This is a genomic window from Streptomyces sp. NPDC039480 (assembly GCF_055597165.1).
Genome location: NZ_JBVITX010000003.1, coordinates 12,831 through 37,862 on the forward strand (window position 1 = coordinate 12,831; position 25,032 = coordinate 37,862).

Annotated in this window: 15 protein-coding genes; 1 reads left to right on the forward strand and 14 read right to left on the reverse strand. The window is 72.2% G+C overall.

Features of this window, described 5'->3' with window-relative positions; translation table 11 throughout:
* Window positions 1-507: 507 nt before the first annotated feature.
* Window positions 508-1,578, reverse strand: a complete 1,071-nt coding sequence (locus ACZ56E_RS10720) for a polyprenyl synthetase family protein (RefSeq protein ID WP_471213185.1) — start codon at window positions 1,576-1,578, stop codon at window positions 508-510.
* A gap of 604 nt (window positions 1,579-2,182) precedes the next feature.
* Between ACZ56E_RS10720 and ACZ56E_RS10725 the strand changes: the two genes are divergently transcribed.
* Window positions 2,183-2,806 carry a hypothetical protein gene (locus ACZ56E_RS10725; protein ID WP_471213186.1) on the forward strand — a complete coding sequence of 208 codons (624 nt, stop codon included), beginning with the start codon at window positions 2,183-2,185 and terminating at the stop codon, window positions 2,804-2,806.
* A gap of 285 nt (window positions 2,807-3,091) precedes the next feature.
* Here the strand turns inward: ACZ56E_RS10725 and ACZ56E_RS10730 are convergent, their stop codons facing one another.
* The 13 genes from ACZ56E_RS10730 to ACZ56E_RS10790 all read right to left on the reverse strand — a co-directional run bounded on the left by ACZ56E_RS10730 (window position 3,092) and on the right by ACZ56E_RS10790 (window position 24,953).
* The gene (locus ACZ56E_RS10730; protein ID WP_471214056.1) at window positions 3,092-4,567 is read right to left on the reverse strand and encodes a nitrosuccinate lyase; all 1,476 of its coding nucleotides are present in this window, start codon (window positions 4,565-4,567) and stop codon (window positions 3,092-3,094) included.
* 535 nt (window positions 4,568-5,102) lie between these two features.
* Window positions 5,103-7,772: an FAD/NAD(P)-binding protein gene (locus ACZ56E_RS10735; RefSeq protein ID WP_471213188.1), complete on the reverse strand. Its 2,670-nt coding sequence runs from the start codon at window positions 7,770-7,772 to the stop codon at window positions 5,103-5,105.
* A gap of 339 nt (window positions 7,773-8,111) precedes the next feature.
* Window positions 8,112-8,348 carry a hypothetical protein gene (locus ACZ56E_RS10740; RefSeq protein WP_471213189.1) on the reverse strand — a complete coding sequence of 79 codons (237 nt, stop codon included), beginning with the start codon at window positions 8,346-8,348 and terminating at the stop codon, window positions 8,112-8,114.
* Between the two features lie 934 nt (window positions 8,349-9,282).
* A complete protein-coding gene (gene mvk / locus ACZ56E_RS10745) occupies window positions 9,283-10,335 on the reverse strand; it encodes a mevalonate kinase (protein ID WP_471213190.1) in 1,053 nt (350 codons plus the stop codon).
* Between the two features lie 578 nt (window positions 10,336-10,913).
* Entirely contained in the window at window positions 10,914-12,434 is a 1,521-nt protein-coding gene (locus tag ACZ56E_RS10750) for an MFS transporter (RefSeq protein ID WP_471213192.1), read from the reverse strand.
* Window positions 12,435-12,644: 210 nt separating this feature from the next.
* Complete coding sequence (locus ACZ56E_RS10755; protein ID WP_471213193.1) at window positions 12,645-13,103, reverse strand: TetR/AcrR family transcriptional regulator; 459 nt, start codon at window positions 13,101-13,103, stop codon at window positions 12,645-12,647.
* 334 nt (window positions 13,104-13,437) lie between these two features.
* Window positions 13,438-13,578 (reverse strand): surface protein, encoded by a 141-nt coding sequence (locus tag ACZ56E_RS10760; RefSeq protein WP_471213195.1) that lies wholly within the window; start codon window positions 13,576-13,578, stop codon window positions 13,438-13,440.
* Window positions 13,579-13,657: 79 nt separating this feature from the next.
* Window positions 13,658-15,139, reverse strand: coding sequence for an adenosylhomocysteinase (ahcY, locus tag ACZ56E_RS10765; RefSeq protein ID WP_471213196.1), 1,482 nt, complete (start codon window positions 15,137-15,139; stop codon window positions 13,658-13,660).
* Window positions 15,117-16,022, reverse strand: a complete 906-nt coding sequence (gene metF / locus ACZ56E_RS10770) for a methylenetetrahydrofolate reductase [NAD(P)H] (protein ID WP_471213198.1) — start codon at window positions 16,020-16,022, stop codon at window positions 15,117-15,119. The genes ahcY and metF overlap by 23 nt, the downstream gene beginning before the upstream one ends.
* Window positions 16,019-19,552, reverse strand: a complete 3,534-nt coding sequence (gene metH / locus ACZ56E_RS10775; protein ID WP_471213199.1) for a methionine synthase — start codon at window positions 19,550-19,552, stop codon at window positions 16,019-16,021. The genes metF and metH overlap by 4 nt, the downstream gene beginning before the upstream one ends.
* Window positions 19,549-20,532 carry a carbohydrate kinase family protein gene (locus tag ACZ56E_RS10780; RefSeq protein WP_471213200.1) on the reverse strand — a complete coding sequence of 328 codons (984 nt, stop codon included), beginning with the start codon at window positions 20,530-20,532 and terminating at the stop codon, window positions 19,549-19,551. The genes metH and ACZ56E_RS10780 overlap by 4 nt, the downstream gene beginning before the upstream one ends.
* Before the next feature lie 1,445 nt (window positions 20,533-21,977).
* Complete coding sequence (gene metK / locus ACZ56E_RS10785) at window positions 21,978-23,204, reverse strand: methionine adenosyltransferase (RefSeq protein ID WP_471213202.1); 1,227 nt, start codon at window positions 23,202-23,204, stop codon at window positions 21,978-21,980.
* A gap of 159 nt (window positions 23,205-23,363) precedes the next feature.
* Window positions 23,364-24,953, reverse strand: coding sequence for an AMP-binding protein (locus ACZ56E_RS10790; protein WP_471213203.1), 1,590 nt, complete (start codon window positions 24,951-24,953; stop codon window positions 23,364-23,366).
* Window positions 24,954-25,032 lie beyond the last annotated feature (79 nt).

A 25,032-nucleotide genomic window follows, 5' to 3' on the forward strand; every position in this document is an offset into this window, starting at 1 on the left:
CCCCGCGACGCTTACTCCGTCCCCCGTCGAGCACCCCGGCGCCGGGCGGCGGTGGCGTGCCCCTGCTGGTGGCGGTGGCTGCGGCACATCCACCGCGGCGAGCTCTCCCAAAGACGCACCGCGGCAGACGTGCCGCGCCGAACTGTACGCCGCTGGGTGGCAGTTGAGCGGGAGCGGGGCGCCGGGCACACACGTCCGGGCCCCCTGGGGGCGTACGGGACAGGGTCGGGCCCAGGCCTGCGCGCCTGCCGGACAGGACGATGCCGGGGGCCGGGGCGGCGGGGTTCACTCCCGTGCTCGTACGAGAGCGGGGTGCAGAGCAGCACCAGTCCGCACCGGCCGCGCCCGGCACCGCGAACTCCCCCACGGGCGGCCCGGGTTGGCCGAAGAAATGCCCTGGACGCCGCCCCGAGTTCCTTGCCTGTACGAGGACGGGGCGGGGCAGCACTGACCCCGCCCCGGCGCGGCTGCGGGGCGCCCGCCGCGGGGCCCGGCGAGGGTGGTGGGTCAGGTGGTGCGGTAGGCGGCCTGGGTGGCCATGGTGGTCAGTTCGGTGCGCCAGACGGGGTCGATGGGGACGTCGGCGATGGCCTCGCAGCCCTGTTCGACGAGGCCGGCGATGTGTTTTTCGACGTCGTCGGGGACCCCGGTGTCCACGAGGCGGCGGCGCACCTCGTCGGGGGTGTGGCCGGGTTCGGTGATCAGGCGGTGGATGCGGGCGTCGCGCTGCATCGCCCAGCTCAGCAGCAGGGTCATCTTGTGCTGGCTGAAGTCGAGGCCGGCGGGCTTGCCGGTGTGGGCGAAGTCCCCGAAGGCGTCCAGCAGGTCGTCGCGGAGCTGGAAGGCCTCACCGACCGCTTCGCCGTACTTTTCGAAGGCGGGGGCCAGATCGGCCCGGCCGGCCGCGCTCGCTCCCACCACCAGGGGGCGGTGGATGGTGTAGTGGCCGGACTTGGCCAGGGCGATCCAGCGGGAGAGGCGGGGGTCGACCAGGAACTCGGCGGCCGCGGTCATGTCCATGTACTGGCCGATCATCAGCTCCGAGCGCAGGGTGCTCCACACCGGCAGGACCGCGGGGGGCGCCGCGGCCATCAGCTGCTCGGAGTAGACCAGCGCCAGGTCGCCGACGAGGATGGCCACGCCTTCGCCGTAGCGGCGGGACTCGCCCTGCCAGCCGTTGTGGCCGTGCAGCGCGGAGTGCCGGGCGTGCACGGTGGGCAGGCCGCGCCGGTGGCTGGAGGCGTCGATGACGTCGTCGTGGATGAGGGCGGAGGCGTGCAGCATCTCCAGGGCGCAGGCGGCGGCCACCACCGCGGGGTCTTCCGGGTCGCCGTCGGCGGCGAGGTAGCCGGCGATGCAGAAGGCGGGCCGGATGCGTTTGCCGCCCGCCGCGACCAGGTCGGTGAGCGCCGCGACGGCGCCGACCGCCCGGTCGTTCACCTGCGCCCATAATTCGTGCTCGGCGCGGAGGAAGGCCCGCAGACGGTCCTCCATGCGTTCCAGCAGTTCCTCGCGGGTGCGGCGCGCCGAGGCGGCCAATTCCTGGCCGGTACCGATACAGGCCATTTCCATAGCCATAGCTTTTCCCTTGCGTAGAAGTCGAACACGGGGGTGGGTGGTAACAGCGGCGGGGCCGGCGGGCCCCGGCCGGTGCCGGTCCTGGCCCGCCCGGGCCTGCCCCCGCGGGAGCGGGGCGGGCACGGGTCCTGGCGGCCTGAAGAATCCCTAGAGTTTCCCTGCAGAAAAGAGGAATCTAGAGTTCCCCTTTAGGGCAGATCGATTACGAAATGAAAAATTTACGCACCGCCGGATTACCGCTCTCTTCCCGGCAGGGCGCACGTTGACACCCCCCGACCGCTCATGGAACTCTCCGAGTGCACCCATGGCTGCGGCTAGGCAGCCGTAGGATTCGGGGCGACAACGGGGGGATGGAAGGCGCATGACGGCCGTATTCAGAGAGCACATGGGGGCCCGCACTCGAGGTGCCTTCTCCATCTCGTCCGCCGGAATTTCCTAAAAGACCGTCCCGCGTCATCGCGGCGTCTTTCAGCGGCCCCATTCTGGGGTTCCGGCCACGCCCCCTCCCCCAGGGGCCATCGATCCAGCATTCACTACAGCATCCGGCACGGAGCCCTGCGCTCCGGGCCGGCTGCGGGGCGCGTCAGCTCATGAAGGAGATTCAATGGAGTTTCACTCATGCCCCAGGAACCATGCTCAGGAAGTCCCCGCCGCCGCCGGTTCCGTCCTCTGCACCCCCTGCATCGAGCAGCTGGAACGTAACCTGCGCAGCCTTCCCGGACTCCACCAGGAAGGACTGCACCACATTCTTTCCACGTCCCGGCGGCGGAACCCGACAAAGGTGTCGGGAAGCCGCAGGCGGGATCACCTGAATATTTCCGCACTCGACGCCAGGAACAATATCTCCGGCCTCCTCGAGTCGTGGTCATGCTTTGTTTCGGAAAAGGTCGGGGCCAGCACCCCGGGCCGTTCCGTCCCGCATCTCGCGTGCTTTTTGATCCGCCATCTCGAGTGGCTCACCACCCAGCCGCCGGCTGCTGAATTTGCCGATGAAGTCGAGAGCCTTCAGATGGAATCACTGCGCGCCATCGACCCGGAATCCGATGATCACGATGCGCCCGTCATCGGGTGCGTCGTGGACGACTGCCCGGGAACGATCAACACCTCGCCGCGGCACACAAAGGCCGTCCGCGGCAGTATCGGCTGTACGTCAGGACATTCATGGGAAATGCGCGAACTGCTCACCATCCGACACCTCATGGACCGGCAACGGAAGGACGCCGCATGAACCGCCCCCCGCGCCACCGGCTCGTGCCCACGAATGTGGCCGCCCTGGCCACGGGTGTCTCCGAAGCGACGATCCGCAAGTGGGTGAGCCGGGGGAAGATAACCCGCTACGGCACGCCAGGGCGCTCAGAATTCGACATAGAAGAGCTCACTGAGATCGCTCTCCAGCGCCAGCGCTGACCCGCCCCGGCCCAGTCCGGCTCGTACGGCGACGTAACTGTTCTCCTTCCTGGCATGGGGTTTCCCCTCTGCGGGTCGTCTGGGGTGGTGGTGGCCGCCGCCGTGCTCACCCGGGGTGGGTGTCGGTGGCGGCCGCCGGGTGTGCGGGGTCCCCGCCGGGGGTGAGCGGTGTGCGGGCAAGGGCGCGGTCGGTCAGCGCGGCCGCGGCGCCGGTGTAGGCCTGGGGGTCGAACAGGCCGGTGCTGCGGGCGTCGTTCAGGGCGGGGGCTGCCCGCTCGTCCCGGGCCAGGACTTCGGCCAGGGGCCGGCCGGTGCGGGCCGCCTGGGCGGAGGCCGTATCGAGTACCTCGCGCGCGGTGGCCTTGCCCAGCAGCGGGGTCAGTGCGGCGGCGATCCGCTCGGAGACGATCTGGCCTGCGGTCAGGTCGGTGTTGGCGCGCATCCGTCCGGTGTCCACCGACAGGTGGCCGATGAGCTCCACCGCCTGGTGCGCCGCTCCCCCGGCCAGCCGCAGCAGGGCGCGCAGCGGCTCCCATTCGGCGTGCCAGGCGCCGGCGGACCGCTCGTCCTCGCTCAGCATGCAGCCCAGCACGCCCGCCGCCAGCTGCGGTGCCTGCAGGGCGGCGGAGCGGATGGCGGTGGCCAGCACGGGGTTGCGTTTGTGCGGCATCGCCGAGGACGCGCCGCGCCCGGCGGGGGCCGGCTCGTGGACCTCGCCGACCTCAGTGCGGGTCAGCGACAGCACATCCACCGCGATCTTGCCCAGGGCGGTGCAGGTGAACGCGGCTGCGTGGGCCAGCTCCACCACGGGGGTGCGCAGCACGTGCCAGGGCAACAGCGGGGCGCACAGGCCCAGTTCGTCGGCGAATGCCTGGGTGAGGGTGGCGGTGTAGGTGTCCGGGTCGGCGCCCGGGGCGTGTTCGAGGTAGCCGGCCAGGGTGCCGGCGGCGCCGCCGAGCTGGACCGGTGCGCGTGCGCTGAGTGCGGTGAGCTGGTCGGCCGCGTCCAGGACGAGGTGGCGCCAGCCCGCCGCCTTGCAGCCGAAGGTCGTGGGTACCGCGTGCAGGGCCAGGGTGCGGCCCGCCATGAGGGTGTCGCGGTGGGTGCGGGCCAGGACGGCCAGTTCCTCCTGGAGGCGGTGCAGGTCGGTGCGGATCAGGCGCAGTGCCCGGTGGGCGACCAGGACGGCCGCGGTGTCGAAGATGTCCTGGCTGGTGGAGCCGCGGTGGACGTAGGCGGCCGCGTCCGGGTCCTGGGCGGCCACCAGCGCGGTGAACTCCCCTACCAGGGCGACCACCGGGTTGGCGGACTGGCGGGCCTGGACGGCCAGCGCGGCCAGGTCGAGGCGCTCGGCGCGGGCGGCGGCGGTGATGGCCCGGGCGGCGTCCTCGGGCACCGTGCCCAGGCGGGCCTGGGCCCGGCTCAGGGCCGCCTCGGCGTCCAGCATGGCCTGCAGCCACGCGTGATCGGACACCGCGTCGGCGACGGGGGCATCCGCCCAGACCGGCGCGAGCAGCCCGGAGTCGAGCCGCACCGCCGGTTGGGCGGTGGGGGGCGCTTGGGTGGTGGGGGGTGTTGGCACGGCGGGGGCCGCTTCGGCGGTAGGCGCCGCCTGCACGGTGGGCGCCGCCTGGGTGGAGGGGGCCGTCGGCACGGCGGGGACCGCTTCGGCGGTAGGGGCCACCTGCACGATGGGTGCCGCTTCGGCGGTGGGTGCCGCCTGAGCGGTAGGGGCCACCTGGGTGGTAGGGGCCGTCGGCACGATGGGCGCCGTCGGCCCGATGAGCGTCGTCGGCACGGGGGGTGCCGCCTGAGCGGTGGACGCCATCGGCACGACAGGGACCGCTTCAGCGGTAGATGCCGCCCGCACGATGGGCGCCGTCGGCACGGCGGGGACCGCTTCGGCGGTAGGGGCCGCCTGCACGATGGGTGCCGCCTGAGTGGTGGGCGCCATCGGCACGGCAGGTGCCGCTTCAGCGGTAGGTGCCACCCGCACAGGGGGCGCCGCCTGGGCGGTAGGGGTTGTCGGCACAGTGGGTGCCGCCTGGGCGGTGGGGACCGCTTCGGTGGTGGGGACCGCTTGGGCGGTGGGGACCGCTTGGGCGGTGGGCGGAGGGTCAGTGGGCATGGGTGGCTCCTTGCTCTGCTTGCCGGGCCGACGCCGGTGCCTGTGCCTGTGCCTGTGCCGGGGCTGAGACCTGTGCCGGGGCCGAGACCGAGGCCGAGGCCTGTGCCTGTGCCGGGGCCGAGGCCTGTGCCGGGGCCTGTGCCGGGGCCGGGGCCGAGGCCTGTGTCGGAACCGGTGCCTGGGCCGCGGCCCGTGCCTGTGCCTGTGCCGGAACCGGTGTCGCGGCCTGCGCCGGAACCGGCGCCAGGGCCGGTGTCGCGGCCCGTGCCGGGGGCGGGGGCGGTGGGGCGGTGGTGTGCGGTGTGGTGGCCAGGGCGGCGCGGGCTATGGCGTCGGCGTCGGTGAGGGTCACCGAGTTGACGCCGGGGCGGATGCCCGCGGCCGTCACCCAGTGCACCGACTCGGTGGGCACGCCGAAGGCGAAGCGGCGCGGGTGGGCCCGGCCGGCCGCGTCGATCAGGTGGAACGGCCGCCGGGTGACGGCCACTCCCTCGCTCACGTAGGGGGCCCGGCCGTGGGCGGGGATGCGGTGGGCGGTGCACTGGCCGCTGTCGCGCAGGTGCCGCAGCAGCCGGTCGCCGGTGCGGCGCAGCGTGATCGCGGGCAGCCGCGCCTCGACGAGGGCGTCCACGCGCAGCGCCGAGCCGGGCACCAGCGGGGAGTGGACGGCGTAGCGTCCGTCGTGGATGTCGACCTGCAGGCCGGGGCCGACGACCTGCAGCACGCCGGCCTCGATCAGCGCGATCATCTCCTCGACGCGGCGGGCCGGCGGGCCGATCGAGAGGTGTGCGTTCAGCGGGGTGTACCAGCCGTCCAGGTCGGTGCGGTGGGAGTCGCCGTGCAGGCCGTTGTGGTCGACCGCCAGGCGGATCTCGTTGCGCAGGTCCCGCAGGACGTCCAGGGCCGCTTTGAGGGGGCCGTTGACGTTGCCGGAGCGGGCTTCGGCGACGTCTTGGCGCAGGTGGTCCAGGAGCCAGCCGGTGAAGTCGTGCGGGCCGGTGAACTGCCGGTGGCGGTAGGGGCGGGCCAGCAGGTCCCAGTCGAAGCGGTCCTTGTCGCCGATGCCGTAGGCCTCCAGGACGGCGTCGGTCTGCTCCGGTGCTGGCGCGGCGGCCAGGTAGTGGGCCTGGAAGCGGGCCGCGCGGCCGGCGTCCCCGCGTGAGCTGAGCAGGCTCGTGTAGTAGACGGTCTCGGCCTCCCGGGCGATCAGCGGCCACAGGTCGGCTTTGAAGTCCAGGCCGTGCGGGTGGGCGGCGCGCAGTTCCTGGACGCGCTGGGGGGTGAGCAGCAGCGGTTCGTGGCGGCCGTGGGGGCCCTTTTCGTTCTCGCCGCGGGCCTGGTAGGGGATGCCGCGCCGGGAGCCGGCCCACAGCCGGGGTTCCTGGCCGGAGGCCAGGTAGAGGAGGCGGCCGCCGGCGCGGGTGAAGGTGCCGCCGCGGCCGGCGGTGAGCTGGGCCAGGTAGTCGAAGAAGTTCAGGCCAAGACCGCGCAGCAGCACGGTGTGGCCCGGGCCCAGCACGTCCAGGTCGACGTCGGCGGGGTTGGCCGGGGCGATGTGGCGCAGCCCCGCGGCGCGGGCCCGGGCGGCGAAGTCCCGCTCGGGTCCGTCGGCGGTGGCCGGCAGATGGCCCTGACACAGGATCACCGCGTCCAGGCCGCGCAGCACGGTGCCATCACTGAGGGTCACACGCTGACGGCTCTGGCCGTGGGTGCCCTCTGCGCCTGGGGTGGGGGCGGTTTCCTTGCCCGGGGCGGTGGTGTCCTCCGTGGTGAGGGGGGTGGTCTCCCCCGCGGTGAGGGCGGTGATGTCCTCCGTGCCCAGGAGAGCGGTCTCCTCCGCGCCCAACGCGGTGGCGCTCTCCTTGCCCAGGACGGCAGTCTTCTCCGCGCCCAGCGCGGTGGTGTTCTCCTTGCCCAGGACGGCGGTCTCCTCCACGTCCAAGGCGGTGGCGTCCTCCTCGTTCAGGAGGGCGGGGTCCTTTGCGCCCCGGGCGGTGATGCCTTTCGCGCGCAGGGCGGTGCCGGCCTCAGCGTCCAGAACGGTGGCGCCCTTTGCGCCCAGGACGGTGACGCCCTCCTTGCCCAGGACGGCGGTCTTCTCCGCGCCCGGGGCGGTGACGCCCTCCGCGCCCGGGGCGGTGGTGGTGTCCCCCGCGCCCGGCACGGTGGTGTTCTCCTCGTCCAGGGCGGTGGCCAGGGCGCGGTGGACGGTGACCTGGACGGTGGCGGGGGCGCCGGCCACGATGCGGTCATAGGCCCAGCGCAGGTAGTGGCCGTAGAAGGCGCGGGTGGGATAGGCGTCGGGGCCCAGCGCGCGGGCCTGCTGGCGCACCTCGGCCGGGTGGTCGCCGCCGATCTCGCCGTCGGCCAGCGCGCGGGCCCACTCGTGCAGGCTCGGCCCCGGCTCCAGGGGCCCGTGCAGGTCGACGCTGGCGTCGGTGAACACCGATATCTGGCCGGCCACGGTGTTCATGAGCAGGTGCGGGGACTGGTCGGTGCGCCATACCTTGCCGGGCCCGGGCGGGTAGGGGTCGATCACATGGATGTGGACGGTGTGGTGCGGGGACTGCTCGCGGGCGTTGGCGCACAGGCGCTCGAGTACGGACAGTCCACGCGGGCCGGCACCTACCACGCACACCGTGCGATGTGTCGCTGTCATGTCTACCGTTTCTGCTGGTCACGCAACGGGGCAGGACCGGGTGCGCGGCAGGCCGCGAAGGGCGGCGCCGGCTGCTTCCGGTCGGGGAGCACCCTCTTGGGCGGGCTGGCGAGGATGCTCCGGGCGCATGCCCCGCCGGCCCGGGAGGGTCATCGGCCGGGCGGCGGCCGGCCCGGGGCGCGCGAAAGGGCGCGGCCGGGCAGGCGCGGGGCGGGTGCGCGCAGGGTGAGCGGGCGGACGGCGGGGCCGGCGGCGGCCGGTGTGATCCGGCGCGCGGGCCTCACGCGTGTCCCTCGTGCGCCGGCCGTCATCCGCTGTCGCGGGGCGGGCGGTAGCCGTTCACCATGCGAGCAGGGCGGGGCCCGCGGCCATGCCGCCTCCTTGCCGGCCCGCCACCGGCACCAGGCCGTCGCGGCGTGAACCGCCGCCGCGCGGGGTGCCGTTGCGCAGGGTGTCGTCGTGCACGGCGCTGTCCCCGGTGCGGGGGCGGGGCGCCGCGCCGGTGGTGCCGTCATCCCCCGGGTTTCGGCGGGACGGCACACGGGCGCCCGTGCCGGGTACTGCGATGCCGCTCATGTGCCTGCTCCTCTCGGGTGTGCGGATGGATAGGTGGGTTCGGGTAGCGGGTGCGCGGGCAGCCGGGCATGCCGCGGGCCCGCGAAGACCCCGGCGCCGGGCGAGCACGCCGGTTCAGGTCCGGGACGCGCGACGGCCCATGAAAGCCTCCGCGCCCTACGCGGCACGCATCGGTTCAGGGCCAGGTGCGTGCCGAGGCCCGCGCAAGCCTCCGTGTCCTGCACGCACATCGGTTCAGGACGGGACGTGCCGCAGGCCCGCGAAGAGCCCCGCGTCCTACGCGCCCTCGCAGCAGCTCAGCTCAGTGCCAGGGCATGCCAGGCCCGCGCAAGCCTCCGTGCTCTGCACGCACATCGGTTCAGGACGGGGCGCGCCGCGAGCTCGCGAAAGTCTCCGTGCCCTGCACGCAACGGTTCAGGACGGGACGTGGCCGCAGGCCAACGGAGAACCCCGCCCCCTACGCGGCATGCATCGGTTCAGGGCCCAGGGCGTGCCGAGGCCCACGCAAGCCTCCGTGTCCTGCACGCACATCGGTTCAGGGCCAAGAGCGTGCCGCAGACCTGCGAAAAGCCCCGCGTCCTACGCGGCCCCGCAACAGCTCGGAGCCAAGGGGGGCCACCACGAACCCACGCAAGCCTCCACGCCCTCCTCGCCCTGCGCGCATGGGTTCACAGCCGGGCGCGCCAGAGGCCCACAAAGAACCCCGCGCCCTACGCGGCCCCACAGCGCCTCAAAGCCAAGAGCGCGCCGCAAGTCCACAGAACCCCCCGCACCCTGCACACACATCGACCAGGACCGGTGCGGTCCGCAGGTCCGCAGGTCCGCGACAAGCTCCGGCGCCAGGCGCACACGTACCCGTTCAGGACCAAGTACGGGCCGCTGGGCCGCGGGCCCGCGAAGACCACCCCGCGTCGGACGGGCGCGCCGCGCCGGTTCAGTACCGGGACGTGCCCTGGTCGGCGTGTGTTTTCAGGGGCAGGACCCAGGTCTGGACGGCGCCGGCGGCGTGCAGTTGCTGGGTGACGGCGCTGGCCTGTTCCGAGGAGGTCAGTGCGATCATGCAGCCGCCCAGACCGCCGCCGGTGATCTTCGCGCCGAGGCTGCCGGCCGCCAGGGCCGCCTGGACCAGGGCGTCGATGCGCGGGGTGCTCAACCGGGCCTCGTGCAGCAGTTGGTGATACTGCGTCAGCAGGGGGCCCAGGTGTTCCAGGGTGCCGGTGCGCAGGGCGTGGGCGCCCTGGCCGGTCAGGTGTGCGGCGTGGTCGGTGAAGCGCTGCTGGGCGCCGGGGTGCTGCTGGAAGCCGGCGCGCAGCACGGCGACGGCGTCCTTGGTGCGGCCCACCTCGCCGCTGTCGGCGACGATGAACAATCCCTCGCAGGCGATGGGCAGTTGCCGACTGCGGCCCTGCTGGAACAGCAGCGGGCCGCGGGCGCCGACGGCGGTGGCGTCCACGCCGCTGGCCCGGCCGTGGGCCACGTTCTCGGCGCTCTGCACCAGGTCGAAGGCCGTCTTCTCGCTCAGGTCGCGGCCGAAGAGGTCGGCCAGCGCCAGGACCACGGCCCGTGCGCACGCGGCGCTGGAGCCCAGTCCGCGGCCGGGCGGGATGGCGCAGTCCAGGATCACCTCGAGGTGCACGTCGCGGGAGATGTTCATGGCGGTGCGGAACTCGGCAGCCAGCCGGCGCAGTCCGTCGGAGGCCTGGGTGGCCACCGGCCGGGAGGGGGAGCCGGTCATCGTCAAGGAGACCTCGCCGGCGTCGTGCGGGCCGGGTGCGGACCAGCCGGCGCTCGCCGTGGCGGCCAGCTGCGGCACCGGCAGCGCCAGGGCGGGCGCGCCGTAGACCACGGCGTGCTCCCCCAGCAGGATGGTCTTGGCGTGGGCGCGGCCGACGCCGACGGTGCGGGCCCGGCGGACGGGGGCTGCCTCCTGAGCCGGGGCCGGGGCCGGTGGTGTCAGCGCACCCGGCTCCCCTGGTCTTTTCTGCATGGAGATCGCATCATCCAGACATGTCGGACGGAATGAGGCAGGACACCGCGGCGTGGGGTGCCGTGGAGTTCGGGCGGGGCCAATTCTCCGGCGCATGACGGCGGATGAATGACGCCAGGGGTTCGCCGGACGTACACGTGAAGGAAACGAAAGACGGTGCGTGCGCGGGACGGAATACCGGCCGGCTTGCGCCGCGCTTCTGAAGGGTTGCGTATTCGCAGCCCGGGGTGCGGGAATCGTCTCCCCGTACGGGAAGAGGGCACCTCACGGTTTTCGGCCCTCAATCCCCCGCCGCTGTCATGCTTTTGGGCAGGGTGGACGCACTGGAATAGTGACACGCGGGGCGACTCCGCGCCTAGGCCGCCTCGAAGTGGTGTGGGTCACTCACCCGCGAAGGCCGCAAAAGGGCGTCAACGGGCCGCCGTGGCAGGCGGGGTGACAGATCGTCGGCTCCGGCGACCGCGCCCGCCGCAGGCCGTCGGGCACTACGGGCACTACGGGCCGCACAGCACAGCACCGCCCCCGGGGCAGGTCCCGGGGGCGGTGCGGCAAGCCGGCTCGGGGGTGGCCGGCAGCTCTCAGACGCCGGTGGTGGTGGGCTGGGCCACCTCCTCCTCGTCGGAATCGGCGTCGGCTTCGGCCAGGACGTTGCGCGGCGTGGCGTCCACCTTCTGCATCAGCATGATGACCAGGACGGCGGCGATGGCCACCAGGACGGCGCCCACGCGGAAGGCCCGCGCGGCTCCGTCGGACTGGGCGACGGTGGGGATGACGCCCTCGCCGATGTGGTCGGTGGTGTAGCGGATGGCGAGCGGGACCAGGGTGGCCAGGCCGAGCGCGCCGCCGATCTGCTGCATGGCGGTCTGCACGCCGGAGGCCAGGCCGGAGTCCTTGCCGGTGACCTGGTAGAGCGCGCCGTTGACCAGGGCCGGGTAGCACATGGCGCTGAACAGGCCGAACACGATCATGCCGGGCAGGACGCCGTTGAGGTAGGTGGAGTCGGCCTCCAGGGTGGAGGCGACGACCAGGCCCGCGGCGGCGCCGAGGAAGCCGATGGCCAGGACCGCCTTGACGCCGATGCGGGGCATCAGGGCGGAGGCCGCGCCCATGCCGGCGCCCATCGCGAAGGCCAGCGGCACCACGGCCATGCCGGACTTGATCGGGGAGTACAGCAGGACCTTCTGCATGTAGAGGATCAGCAGGAAGGCGTAGCAGTGGAAGCTGGCCAGCAGGGCCAGGGTCACCACGTTGGAGGTGACCCGGGTGCGGTTGGTGAAGAAGCGGATGGGCACCATCGGGTCGGAGATCCGCGTCTCCCACAGGGCCGCCAGGAGCAGCACGCCGATGCCGGCGAGCAGCGGGACGAGCACGGTGGAGGAGCCCCACTCGTGGTCGGCGGCCTTGATCAGGCCGTACACGACCGCGACGAGTCCGCCGGTGATGGCGACCGCGCCGACGAAGTCGACGCTGCGGCCCTCGCGTTCCATGCGGCTTTCCGGCATGACCTTGGGCACCAGGATCAGCGCGGCGATCGCGATGGGGATGTTGATGTAGAAGATCCAGCGCCAGTCGACGTATTCGGTCAGGGCGCCGGAGACGACCGAGCCGATCACGCCGCCCAGGGCCGCGGTGCCGCCCCACACGCCCAGGGCCTTCATCCGCTCCTTGGCGTCGGGGAAGAGCACGGGGATCATGCCGAGCGCGGCCGGGCCGCACAGGGCCTCGCCCAGGCCCTGGACGAAGCGGCTGGAGACCAGCATTCCGGAGGACATCGCCGCGCCGCAGGTGGCCGAGGCGACACCGAAGAAGATCACACCGATCATGAAGATCTTGCGGCGGCCGTACATGTCCGCGAGCCGGCCGCCCAGCAACAGGAATCCGCCGGCCGTCAGCACATAGCCGTTGATCACCCAGGCGAGATCGCCCGTCGGGTTGAAGGTCAGATCCTTGTCGATCTCGGGAAGCGCGACGAGCACGATCGTGACATCCATGACGAGCATGAACTGAATCGCCGCCAAAATGGCCAGCGCTTTCCATCGCCGCGGGTCGGCAGCGGGGGCTTCCGCCCCGCCCGTGGACTCTTTGTCGAGAGTACTCATGGCCTGATTACTTCCTCCGAATAAGTGCGACCCAAGAAGGGCGTCCGCGTGGGCATTCCGGGCTCGTACCGGTGAGTGGTGCGCCCCTGTTCGCGGGTTGGCGTCCGTCTCCACCGGTACGACGAAACAGGGCCGCGGAATGTGAGGGGGACGGCCGCTCTTCTTCGGGCGCGCGGCGAGATGTCGGGCTGTCGCGGGTCTGTGCGGCCCTCAGCCCACCAGGTAGCGCTGGATGGTGGGTGAGATGAGGGCGACGACCTCGTCGACGGTGGCGGAGGCGATCGGCTCCAGCTTCACGACGTAGCGCAGGACGGCCACGCCCCACACCTGGGCCTGTGCGGCGTTGATGTTCATGGGCGGTACGCCGAGTGCCGCGGCGACTTCCTGAAAGTCCTTGGGCGGCTCGTCGAGGGAGGCGGCCAGCTGCCGGAAGATCTGCTGGGACATGAAGTCGCGCATCTGGGCGGCGCCTTCCTCGCCGGTGAACACGGCGCTGAAGGCGGCCAGGAGCTGCGGCCGGGCGGCGGGGTCCTCCCATCTGGACAGGGCCGCCCGCAGCAGGCCCTCGGCCAGCTGGGCGCGCTCGCCGGTCAGCGAGGCCGCGCCGGCCTGGGCCAGGGCGTCGCCGATGTCACTCAGGGCGGTGGGGCCTTGTGCGGCTGGGGACATCGCTCCTCCTTCGTGGGGACGCGGCCCGCGGGTGGGGCGGCGGGCCGCGTCGAACTGGTGTGGCCGGCCCCGGCCGCCCGGCCCCGGCACGGCACGGTGGGGCCGTGGCGCGGTGGGGCCAAGGGCGGTGGCGGGGGCGGGAGTTGGGGTGCAGGGCGTCATGGTGGCCCATCTCCGGCCCCGGCCGCTCGGCGTGCGCTCGACGCGTGCTCGAACCGGCCTGGGGCAGGCCGGGAGGGGCTGGCCGGAGCCGTGCGCCCTCCCCGGGGCAGGGCCCCGCCCGGGGGGTGTGTCAGTCGATCCCGCGTACGACGTAAGGCCCCGCCGGGGTGTGTCAGTCGATCCCGCGTACGACGTGGGGCTCCCCGGTGTCGTCCTCGTCGATGCCGGCGAGCCGCAGCGGCGGCGCGGCGGGCGGGGCCGGGGCGGCCCGGTACGGGGGCGTGCGGTGGTCCTCCTCTTCCCGGTCGTACACGGGTCCTCCTCCTCGACGACCGCCAGCCGACCAGTCGACCAGTCGGCCGGTCAGACAGTGGCCGGTGGCCGGTGGGTGGTCAGTAGCGGTAGTGGTCGGGCTTGAAGGGGCCCTGTACGTCGACGCCGATGTAGGCGGCCTGCTCCGGGCGCAGCGTGGTGAGTTTGACGCCCAGGGCGTCGAGGTGGAGGCGGGCGACCTTTTCGTCCAGGTGCTTGGGCAGGACGTAGACGTCGGTGGGGTACTGCTCGGGCTTGGTGAACAGCTCGATCTGGGCCAGGGTCTGGTCGGCGAAGGAGTTGGACATCACGAAGGAGGGGTGGCCGGTGGCGTTGCCCAGGTTGAGCAGGCGGCCCTCGGACAGCACGATCAGTACCTTGCCCTCGGGGAAGGTCCAGGTGTGCACCTGCGGCTTGACCTCGTCCTTGACGATGCCGGGGATCGCGGCGAGGCCGGCCATGTCGATCTCGTTGTCGAAGTGGCCGATGTTGCCCACGATCGCCTGGTGCTTCATCCGGGCCATGTCGGCGGCCATGATGATGTCCTTGTTGCCGGTCGTGGTGACGAAGATGTCGGCCGTCTCCACGACCTCGTCCAGCGTGGTCACCTGGTAGCCGTCCATCGCCGCCTGCAGCGCGCAGATCGGGTCGATCTCCGTGATGATCACGCGGGCGCCCTGGCCGCGCAGTGACTCCGCACAGCCCTTGCCCACATCGCCGTACCCGCACACGACGGCGGTCTTGCCGCCGATCAGGACGTCGGTGGCGCGGTTGATGCCGTCGATCAGCGAGTGGCGGCAGCCGTACTTGTTGTCGAACTTCGACTTGGTCACCGCGTCGTTCACGTTGATCGCCGGGAACAGGAGCTGGCCCTCGCGGTGCATCTCGTACAGGCGGTGCACGCCGGTGGTGGTCTCCTCGGTCACCCCGCGGATCTCCGAGGCCAGCCGGGTCCACTTCTGCGAGCCCTCACTGATGGTGCGGTTGAGGACCTGCAGGATGACGCGGTGCTCGTCGTTCTCGGCCGTGTCGACCGCAGGGACCTTGCCGGCCTTCTCGTACTCGACACCCTTGTGGACCAGGAGGGTGGCGTCGCCGCCGTCGTCCAGGATCATGTTCGGGCCGCCGGTGGGCGTGTTCGGCCAGGTCAGCGCCTGCTCCGTGCACCACCAGTACTCCTCCAGGCTCTCGCCCTTCCAGGCGAAGACCGGCACACCCCGCGGATCCTCGGGCGTGCCCTCGGGGCCGACGGCGATGGCCGCGGCGGCGTGGTCCTGGGTGGAGAAAATGTTGCACGAGACCCAGCGCACCTCCGCGCCCAGCGCCACCAGGGTCTCGATGAGGACGGCGGTCTGCACCGTCATGTGCAGGGAGCCCATGATGCGGGCCCCGGCCAGCGGCTGCGAGGCCGCGAACTCCTTGCGGATCGCCATCAGACCGGGCATCTCGTGCTCGGCCAGCGTGATCTCCTTACGGCCGAAAGCCGCCAGGGAAAGGTCGGCGACCTTGAAGTCCTTGCCGTCGGTGAGGTGCTGGCCGTCAGTGGTGGGCTGCGAGGTCATGCGGGGTGCTCCTTGAGTTCGTGACGTTGCGGTGGATCTCGAGCGTGGCCGTCGAGCGGTTGAGGGTGATGTAGTGCAGTCCGGGGGCGCCTTCGGCCAGCAGCTGCCTCGCCATCGCGGTGGCGTGCTCGACGCCGATGCGGTGTCCTTCGGCGGGGTTGTCGCGGGCGGCGTCCAGGCGGTGGGCCAGTGTTTCGGGGAAGGCGGCGCCGCTGAGCTGGGCGAAGCGGCTGATCTGGCGCACGTCGGTGGCCGGCATGATCTCCGGGATGATCGGGGTGTCGCAGCCGGCGGCGGCCACCTTGTCGCGCAGCCGCAGATAGTCCTCGGTGTGGAAGAACATCTGGGTGATGGCGTAGTCGGCGCCCGCGCGGCACTTGGCGACGAAGTGGCGGATGTCGCTGTCCCAGTCGGGTGAGCGCGGGTGGCGTTCGGGGAAGGCGGCCACGCCGACGCTGAAGTGGCCCGACTCCTTGACCAGGCGCACCAGTTCGTGGGCGTGGGTCAGGCCCTGGGGGTGGGGGATCCAGTCGGCGCCGGGGTCGCCGGGCGGGTCGCCGCGTACCGCCAGCACGTCGCGTACGCCCGCGTCGGCGTACTGGCCGATGATGTGGCGCAGTTCGGCCACCGAGTGCCCGACGGCGGTCAGGTGGGCGACGGGGCGCAGTGTCGTCTGGGCGGCGATGCGTTTGGTGACCTCCACGGTGCGTTCGCGGGAGGTGCCGCCGGCGCCGTAGGTGACCGAGACGAAGGCGGGGGCGAGGGTTTCGATGCGGCGGATGGTGCGCCACAGCGAGGTGGCCGCGGCCGGTGTCTTGGGCGGGAAGAACTCGAAGGAGAAGGTGGGGGCGCTCTGGTGGATGAGGTCGCGCAGGGCGGTCATGGGCGGCCTCCGGCGTTGAAGTAGCTGGCCTGGGGGTGGTGGACGACGATCGCGTCGGTGGACTGCTCGGGGTGGAGCTGGAATTCCTGTGAGAGCTGTACGCCGATGCGCTCGGGTTGCAGCAGGGCGGCGATTTTGGCGCGGTCGGCCAGGTCGGGGCAGGCGGGGTAACCGAGCGAGTAGCGGCAGCCCTGGTACTGGGTGCGGAACATGCCCTCGCGGGTGTCGGGGTCGGCGGCGGCGATGCCGAGTTCGGCGCGTACGCGGGCGTGCCAGTACTCGGCGAGGGCTTCGGCGAGCTGGACGGACAGGCCGTGCAGTTCGAGGTAGTCGCGGTAGGAGTCGGCGGCGAACAGCTCGGCGGTCGCTTCGCCGATCTTCGAGCCGACGGTGACCACCTGCAGCCCGACGACGTCGGTCTCGCCGGATTCCTCGGGGCGGAAGAAGTCGGCCAGGCACAGGCGGCGCCCGCGTGGCTGGCGGGGGAAGGTGAAGCGGGTGTGTTCGGCGCCGGTCTCGTCCAGCAGGATCAGGTCCTCGCCCTTGGACACGCAGCGGAAGTAGCCGTGGACGACGGCGGCTTCCAGCAGGTTCTTGGTCTGCAGCTCCTCCAGGAGACCGCGCAGGCGCGGCCGTCCCTCGCTCTCGACGAGCTCTTCGTAGGTGGGTCCGGTGCCGGTGCGGTTCTGCTTGAGGCCCCACTGGCCCTTGAACAGGGCGTCCTCGTCCAGCCAGGAGGCGTACTCCTTGAGCTGGATGCCCTTGATGACCCGGGTGCCCCAAAAGGGCGGGGCGGGCACCGGGTTGTCGACGGCCACCTCCGAGCGGGCCGGCTGCGGGGGTTGGGTCACCTCCAGCACGGCGGTGGCGGCCTTGCCCGGCACGCGGCGCTGCTTGAGTTCGGGCAGGCTCGCCCCCGGCACGCCGCGCTTGACCGCGATCAAAGCGTCCATCAGGCGCAGGCCTTCGAACGCGTCGCGGGCGTAGCGTACTTCGCCTTCGTAGATCTCGTGGAGGTCCTGTTCCACGTAGGCGCGGGTGAGGGCGGCGCCGCCGAGGATGACGGGGTAGTCGGCGGCCATCTTGCGCTGGTTGAGCTCCTCCAGGTTCTCCTTCATGATCACCGTGGATTTGACCAGCAGCCCCGACATGCCGATCACATCGGCCTTGTGCTCCGCGGCCGCGTCCAGGATCGCCGCGACCGGCTGCTTGATCCCGAGGTTGACCACGTTGTAGCCGTTGTTCGACAAGATGATGTCGACGAGGTTCTTGCCGATGTCGTGCACGTCCCCGCGCACGGTGGCCAGCACGATGGTGCCCTTGCCCTCGGCGCCCTCGACCTTCTCCATATGCGGCTCGAGGTGGGCGACCGCGGTCTTCATCACCTCGGCGGACTGCAGCACGAAGGGCAGCTGCATCTGCCCGGAGCCGAACAGCTCCCCCACAACCTTCATGCCCTCCAGGAGAATGTTGTTGACGATGTCCAGCGCCGGAGTGGTCTGCAGGGCTTCGTCCAGGTCGGCTTCCAGGCCGTTCTTCTCGCCGTCGATGATGCGGCGCTGGAGGCGCTCATCCAGCGGCAGGGCGAGAAGTTCCTCGGCCTTGCCCGCCTTCATCGACTTCGTCGAGACACCCTCGAAAAGCTCCATCAGCTTTTGCAGCGGGTCGTAGCCCTCGGCGCGGCGGTCGTAGATCAGGTCGAGGGCGGTGCTGACCTGTTCGTCGTCGAAGCGGGCGATCGGCAGGATCTTCGAGGCGTGCACGATCGCCGAGTCCAGGCCGGCCTTGACGCACTCGTCCAAAAAGACGGAGTTGAGCAGGACACGGGCGGCCGGGTTGAGCCCGAAGGAAATGTTGGACAGGCCCAGGGTGGTCTGCACCTGGGGGTGGCGCTTCTTCAGCTCCCGGATCGCCTCAATGGTGGCGATACCGTCGCCCCGGGATTCCTCCTGGCCGGTGCAGATGGTGAAGGTCAGGGTGTCGATGAGGATGTCCGACTCATGGATGCCCCAGTTCCCCGTCAAATCCTCGATGAGGCGTTCGGCGATGGCGACCTTGTGCTCGGGGGTGCGGGCCTGGCCCTCCTCGTCGATGGTCAGCGCGATCAGCGCCGCCCCATGCTCCCTGGCCAGCGCGGTGACCTTCGCGAAACGCGACTCGGGCCCATCCCCGTCCTCGTAGTTGACGGAGTTGATGACCGCGCGCCCGCCCAGCTTCTCCAGGCCGGCCTGGATGACGGGGACCTCGGTGGAGTCCAGCACGATGGGCAGCGTGGAGGCGGTGGCGAACCGCCCGGCCAGCTCGGCCATGTCCGCCACCCCATCACGGCCCACATAGTCCACACACAGATCCAGCATGTGCGCGCCCTCGCGGATCTGGTCGCGGGCCATCTCCACACAGTCGTCCCAGCGGCCCTCCAGCATCGCCTCACGGAACTTCTTCGACCCGTTCGCGTTCGTCCGCTCCCCGATCGCCATATACGCGGTGTCCTGACGGAAAGGGACCGTCTGGTAGAGGGAGGCGGCGCCGGGTTCGGGGTGGGGGGTGCGGGCGGGCGGGGTCAGGCCGTTGACGCGCTGCACGACCTGGCGCAGGTGTTCGGGGGTGGTGCCGCAGCAGCCGCCGACCAGGGAGAGGCCGTATTCGCGTACGAAGGTTTCCTGGGCGTCGGCCAGCTGGGCCGCATCCAGGGGGAAGTGCGCGCCGTCCTTGGTCAGGACCGGCAGGCCGGCGTTGGGCATGCACAGCAGCGGGATGCGGGAGTGGCGGGCGAGGTAGCGCAGGTGCTCGGTCATCTCGGCGGGGCCGGTCGAGCAGTTCAGGCCGATCATGTCGATGCCCAGCGGTTCCAGCGCGGTCAGCGCGGCGCCGATCTCCGAACCGAGCAGCATGGTGCCGGTCGTCTCGAAGGCCAGCGAGCACACCAGCGGCAGGTCGAGGCCGGCGACGTGCAGGGCGCGGCGCGCGCCCAGCAGGGAGGCCTTGGTCTGCAGCAGGTCCTGGGTGGTCTCCACGATCAGTGCGTCGGCGCCGCCGGCGATGAGTCCTTCGGCGTTGGCCTGGAAGCCGTCGCGCAGGGTGGTGAAGTCGGTGTGGCCCAGGGTGGGCAGTTTGGTGCCGGGCCCGATGGAGCCGAGGACCCAGCGCTGCTGTCCGGTGGAGGCGGTGAACTCGTCGGCGACCTCGCGGGCGATGCGGGCGCCGGCCCGGGACAGTTCGGCGATGCGGTGGGCGATGTCGTACTCGCCCAGCGCCGCGTGGTTGGCGCCGAAGGTGTTGGTCTCCACGCAGTCCACGCCGGCCGCGAAGTACTCCTGGTGCACCGAGCGCACGATGTCGGGGCGGGTGACGTTGAGGACTTCGTTGCAGCCCTCGAGCTGCTGGAAGTCGTCCAGGGTGGGGTCCTGGGCCTGGAGCATGGTGCCCATCGCGCCGTCGGCCACCACCACACGGGTGGCCAGGGCCTGGCGCAGGGCGGCGGCCCGCTGGCGCGGGGTGGCGGCGGGCTGTCGTGGGGTGGCGGGGGTCATGCGGTCCTCGCGATCTGCGCCTCCAGGACGCGGGCCGCGCCGGGGCCGTAGGTCTGCTCGATGCGGGCGGTCAGGTCGGCGGGGATGAGCTTGTACTCCTGGGTGCCCACCGATTCCAGGACGGTGGTGGCCAGGGCGCAGCCGAGCTGGGCGGCGCGTTCGTGGGGCAGGTTCCAGGCGGTGCCGGCCAGGAAGCCGGAGCGGAAGGCGTCGCCGGCGCCGGTGGGGTCGGCGATGGTGTCGGTGGGGACGGCCGGCACGGGCAGTTTGGGGCAGCCGGCGCGGGCCAGTGAGACGCCGCCGGCGCCCAGGGTGGTGATCCAGGTGCCTACCCGCTCCAGGATGCCCGTCTCGCTCCAGCCGGTGCGTTCCATCAGCAGGGCGGCCTCGTATTCGTTGGTGAACAGCCAGCGGGCGCCGTCCACGAGTTGGCGGGCCTGGTCGCGGTCGAGGCGGGCCAGTTGCTGGGAGGGGTCGGCGGCCACCGGGATGTCCAGGCGGTGGGCGGTGGCGGTATGGCGCAGCATGGCGGCGGGGTCGTCCGCGCCGATCAGCACCAGCAGCGGCGGGCCGGTGCGTTCGGTGACGGCGGCCAGGTCGATGTGGGCGGCCTCGGCCATGGCGCCGGCGTAGAAGGTGGCGATCTGGTTCTGGTCCTGGTCGGTGGTGCACACGAAGCGGGCGGTGTGCAGGGTGTCGCTGACCTGGACGGCGGAGGTGTCCACGCCGTGTTCGCGCAGCCAGGTGTCGTACTCGGCGAAGTCGCGTCCGGCCGCGCCGATCAGGAGGGGGTCCAGGTCCAGCAGGCCCAGCCCGAAGGCGATGTTGGCGGCGACGCCGCCTCGGCGCACCTCGAGCCGGTCGGCGAGGAAGGACAGGGAGACCCGCTCCAGCTGTTCCTTGATCAGCTGCTCGGCGAAGCGTCCGGGAAAGACCATCAGGTGGTCGGTCGCTATCGATCCGGTCACGGCGATACGCACGGAAAGCACTCCTTGTTGAAGCTGGGGGCGGCGCCGGGTTGGCGCCGGGGGGGCGGGTTGGTGCCGGTGGCGGGTTGGCACCGGGGGCGGCGTTGGGTCGGCGCTGGGGGGGAAACGCGGCGGCAGGGGGGGGCACCCTGCGGAAGGCGAGGGGCGTGGGGCGAAGGGTGGGACGGGGTGTGGCTCGCTGAGGAGGGAGTGGGCGCGGGGGCGGGCACCGCACTGCCGGTACGGGTAGGGGCGGGCACCGCCTTGCTGGTACGGGAGACGGGCACCGCCTTGCCAGGGGCGAAGCCCCGGGGCGGACCGGTGCGCGCGGAGCCCGGGCACCGCTCTTGCCAGTACGACGGCCGGGGTGAGGGCTGACGCGCGCAGGGCCCGGGGCCGGGCCTTGCCGGTACGGCGGCCCGGGCGGGGGGGCTGGTGCGCAGGGCCCTGGCGCAGCCCTTGCCAGGCGCGAGGCCGGGGAGGGCAGGCGCGCGGGCCGGGTACCGCACCGCCGGGTACAGGGCGGGCACCGCCCTTGCCGGTACGGCACCGGGGGCCGGGCCTGTGGGCACCCGCCGCGCCAGGTACGGCGCCCCGGGCGGACCTGTGGGCACCCGTCGCGCCGGGAACAGCACACGAGACAGGCCTGCGGACGCTCGCCTTGCCGAGTACGGCACCCCGGGCGGGCCTGCGGGCACCCGCCGCGCCGGAAACAGCACACGACACAGGCCTGCGGACACCCGCCGTGCCGGGTACGGCACTTGGGGCAGGCCGGTGCGCGGCCGGGCACCACACCGTGCGGGTACGGCGCCCGGAACGGGCCCGCACACAGGGCCGGGCACCCCGCAACAGGCTGGCGCACAGGGCCGGGCACCCCACCACGAGTACGGCGCCCCGCAACGGGCCGACGCGCGGGGCCGGACACGCCACCGCGGATGCGGCCCCCTCAACGGGCCCGCGCACGGAGCCGGGCACCCCACCACGGGCGGCACCCCGCAACAGGCCGGCGCGCAGGGCCGGACGCCCCACCACGAGTACGGTGCCCGGAACGGGCCTGCGTACAGCGGCCGGGCGCCCCACCACGAGTACGGCCCCCGCAACGGGCTGACGCGCGGGCCCGGACACGCCACCGCGGATGCGGCCCCCCGCAACGGGCCTGCGTACAGGGCCGGGCATCCCACCACGAGTACGGCCCCCGCAACGGGCCGGCGCGCGGGGCCGGACACCCCACCGCACGGGTGCGGCACCCCGCAACGGCGCGGGGGCCGGGCACCCCACCACAGGTGCGGCACCCGCAACGGCCCGTGCACCCACCGCACGGGTGCGGCATCCCGCAACAGGCCGGCGCGGGGGCCGGGCACCCCACCGCGGATGCGGTACCCGCCATGGGCCGGTGTGCGGGGCCGGGTGCCGCACCGTACGGGTGCGGTGCCCCGGGGCGGGCCGGCGTGGGGGGCTCAGGGTGTTTCGACTGCCTTGCGCAGGTCCTCTGCGCGATCGGTGCGCTCCCAGGTGAGGTCGGGCAGTTCGCGGCCGAAGTGCCCGTAGGCGGCGGTCTGCGCGTAGATGGGGCGCAGCAGGTCCAGGTCGCGGATGATGGCGGCCGGGCGCAGGTCGAAGACGGCGGTGACGGCCCGTTCGATGTCGGCCTGGGGGACGGTGGCGGTGCCGAAGGTCTCGATGAACAGGCCGACCGGTTCGGCCTTGCCGATGGCGTAGGCGACCTGGACCTCGCAGCGGGTGGCCAGGCCCGCGGCGACGACGTTCTTGGCGACCCAGCGCATCGCGTAGGCGGCGGAGCGGTCGACCTTGGAGGGGTCCTTGCCGGAGAAGGCGCCGCCGCCGTGGCGGGCCATGCCGCCGTAGGTGTCGACGATGATCTTGCGGCCGGTCAGGCCGGCGTCGCCCATCGGGCCGCCGATCTCGAAGCGGCCGGTGGGGTTGACGAACAGGCGGTAGCCGTCGGTGTCCAGCTTGATGCCGTCCTGGGCGAGCTGGGCCAGGACGTGTTCGACGACGTGGGTGTGCAGGTCGGGGGTGAGCTGGTCGTCCAGGTCGATGTCGGCGGCGTGCTGGGAGGAGACCACGATGGTGTCCAGGCGCACGGGCCGGCTGCCCTGGTATTCGATGGTGACCTGGGTCTTGCCGTCGGGGCGCAGGTAGGGGACGGTGCCGTCCTTGCGGACCGCGCTCAGGCGGTGGGAGAGGCGGTGGGCCAGCTCGATGGGCAGCGGCATCAAGGTGGGGGTCTCATCGGTGGCGTAGCCGAACATCAGGCCCTGGTCGCCGGCGCCCTGCTTGTCCAGCTCGTCGCCTTCCTCGCCTGCCGTGGCGCCTTCGACGCGCTTTTCGTAGGCGGTGTCGACGCCCTGGGCGATGTCGGGGGACTGCGCGCCGATGGACACCGATACGCCGCAGGAGGCGCCGTCGAAGCCCTTGGCGGAGGAGTCGTAGCCGATCTCCAGGATCTTGTTGCGGACCAGGGTGGCGATGTCGGCGTAGGCGGCGGTGGTCACCTCGCCCGCGATGTGCACCTGGCCGGTGGTGATGAGGGTTTCGACCGCGACGCGGGAGGCGGGGTCCTGGGCGAGCAGGGCGTCCAGGACGGTGTCACTGATCTGGTCGGCGATCTTGTCGGGGTGACCCTCGGTCACGGATTCCGAGGTGAACAGGCGACGGGACATGACTCTCCAGGGCGAGCGAAGGAACAAAGGAAACAGGTGACGGGCTGGCTTGATGGCTTGCCCGGCTGCCGTTGCAGGGGCGGGGCTTGGTCGCGGCGTACGGGGGTGGTGGGTGAGCGCCCGCCCCTCCCCCGGCCCGGCCGGGCGGGGCGGGGTGGGTCAGGCGGTGTCGGTCAGGCGTTGCTGGAGCTGGTGGGACAGGGCGATGCGCTGGACCTTGAGGGTGGCGGTGCGCGGGAGCTGGGCCTGGGGGATGTGGACGGGGTCGGCGAGCTGGGGGAAGTCGGTGACGGCGGCGCGCCAGCGGGCCATGTCCGGGGGGGTGTCGTCGGTGGTGCAGATGACCGGGGTGGGTTGGTCGCCGGGGCCGGGCACCACGACCAGTTCGCTCAGTTCGGGCAGGCGGCCAAGGACGACGTCTTCGACCTCCAGGGAGCTGCGGACGCCTTCGATCATGTCGACTTCGCGGTCGAGCATGTGCAGGCAGCCCAGTTTGGTGCGGTAGCCGACGTCGCCGGTGCGCCACCAGGCGCCGTTGCGGTTGGCGTCGTAGCGTTCCTGTTCGGCGAAGTAGGTCTTGGCCAGGCCGGGCCAGGCGACCTCGATGAAGCCGGGGTTGTGGGCCGAGGGGGTGTGTCCGTCGCGGCTGACCACGCGGACCTTGGCGGCGCCGTAGGGCATGGCCCAGCCCACGCAGCGTCCGTTGGCCTTGTGGGCGGAGGTGCGGAAGTAGGCGCGGCCCACGGCCGGGCCGACCTCGCTTTGGCCGTAGATCTGGAAGAAGAGGGCGCCGGGCCGCCGGGAGGCGTTCAGCAGCCGGCTCATGGTGCGCGGGTGGATGGCGTCGAAGGTGCTGCTGAACACCTTCACCGAGGCGAAGGGGCGGCGCGGGTCGCCGGCGAGTTCTTCCCAGTCCATCAGGGAGTTGGGCAGGGCCTCGACGAAGCCGGGCCGGTGGGCCAGGAAGTGTTCGGCGACGCTGTCGGGGTCGGATTCGTTCAGGAGCAGGATGGGGAGCTGTTTGAGCAGGGCCAGGGACATGGCCGCGACCATCCGTGAGTGCACGAAGGGGATGTGGATCGCGACGGTGTCTTTCTTGCGCATCAGGGCGAGCAGGCGCCACTGGGGCACCAGGCGGATGCCCTGGGTGCGGGGGGTGTGCACGACGAGTTTGGGCAGTCCGGTGGTGCCGGAGGTGTGGGTGATGACCGCGGCCTCGTCGATGGGCCGCACCACGGGGGCCACGCGCGGCGCGTGGGCCAGGCCGGCCAGGGACTGGGTGCCCGCCCGTTCGCCGGCCACGATCAGCACGCGGCGGGTGAGGTGGTCCAGGTCTTCCTTGGCCAGGCCGGCGTCGAGTTTGGCGGTGTCGGTGAGCAGGGTGGGCCGGTGCAGGCGGGCCATGAGGGCGGCGATGGTCGCGGCGTCCAGGGCGGGCGAGAGCATCACCGGGACGGCGCCGATGCGGGAGGCGGCGGCGCCCAGCATCCAGATGTCGGCGTTGGCGCTCTTGTGGATGACGATGCGTTCGTCGGCGCGTACGCCGGCCGCGGCCAGCCGGGCCGCCAGGTCGTCCACGGCGTCGGCGAACTGGGCGACCGTCAGACGGCGTCCGGTGTGGGGCAGGACGTCCAGGTCGTGGTCGAGGGTGATCGGCGAGGACCCGTTGGCGGCGGCGGCCATCTGGGGCAGCAGGCCCAGGTGCAGACCGCGTCTTTGGATCGAGGTGTAGAGCGTGGAGCCCTTCATCGGGGCTGTCTCCTTTGCGGGTTCGCGGAAGCGGCGGGGCCGGCCGGCTGACCCGGCCCGGCTGGGCTGGGCTGGGCGG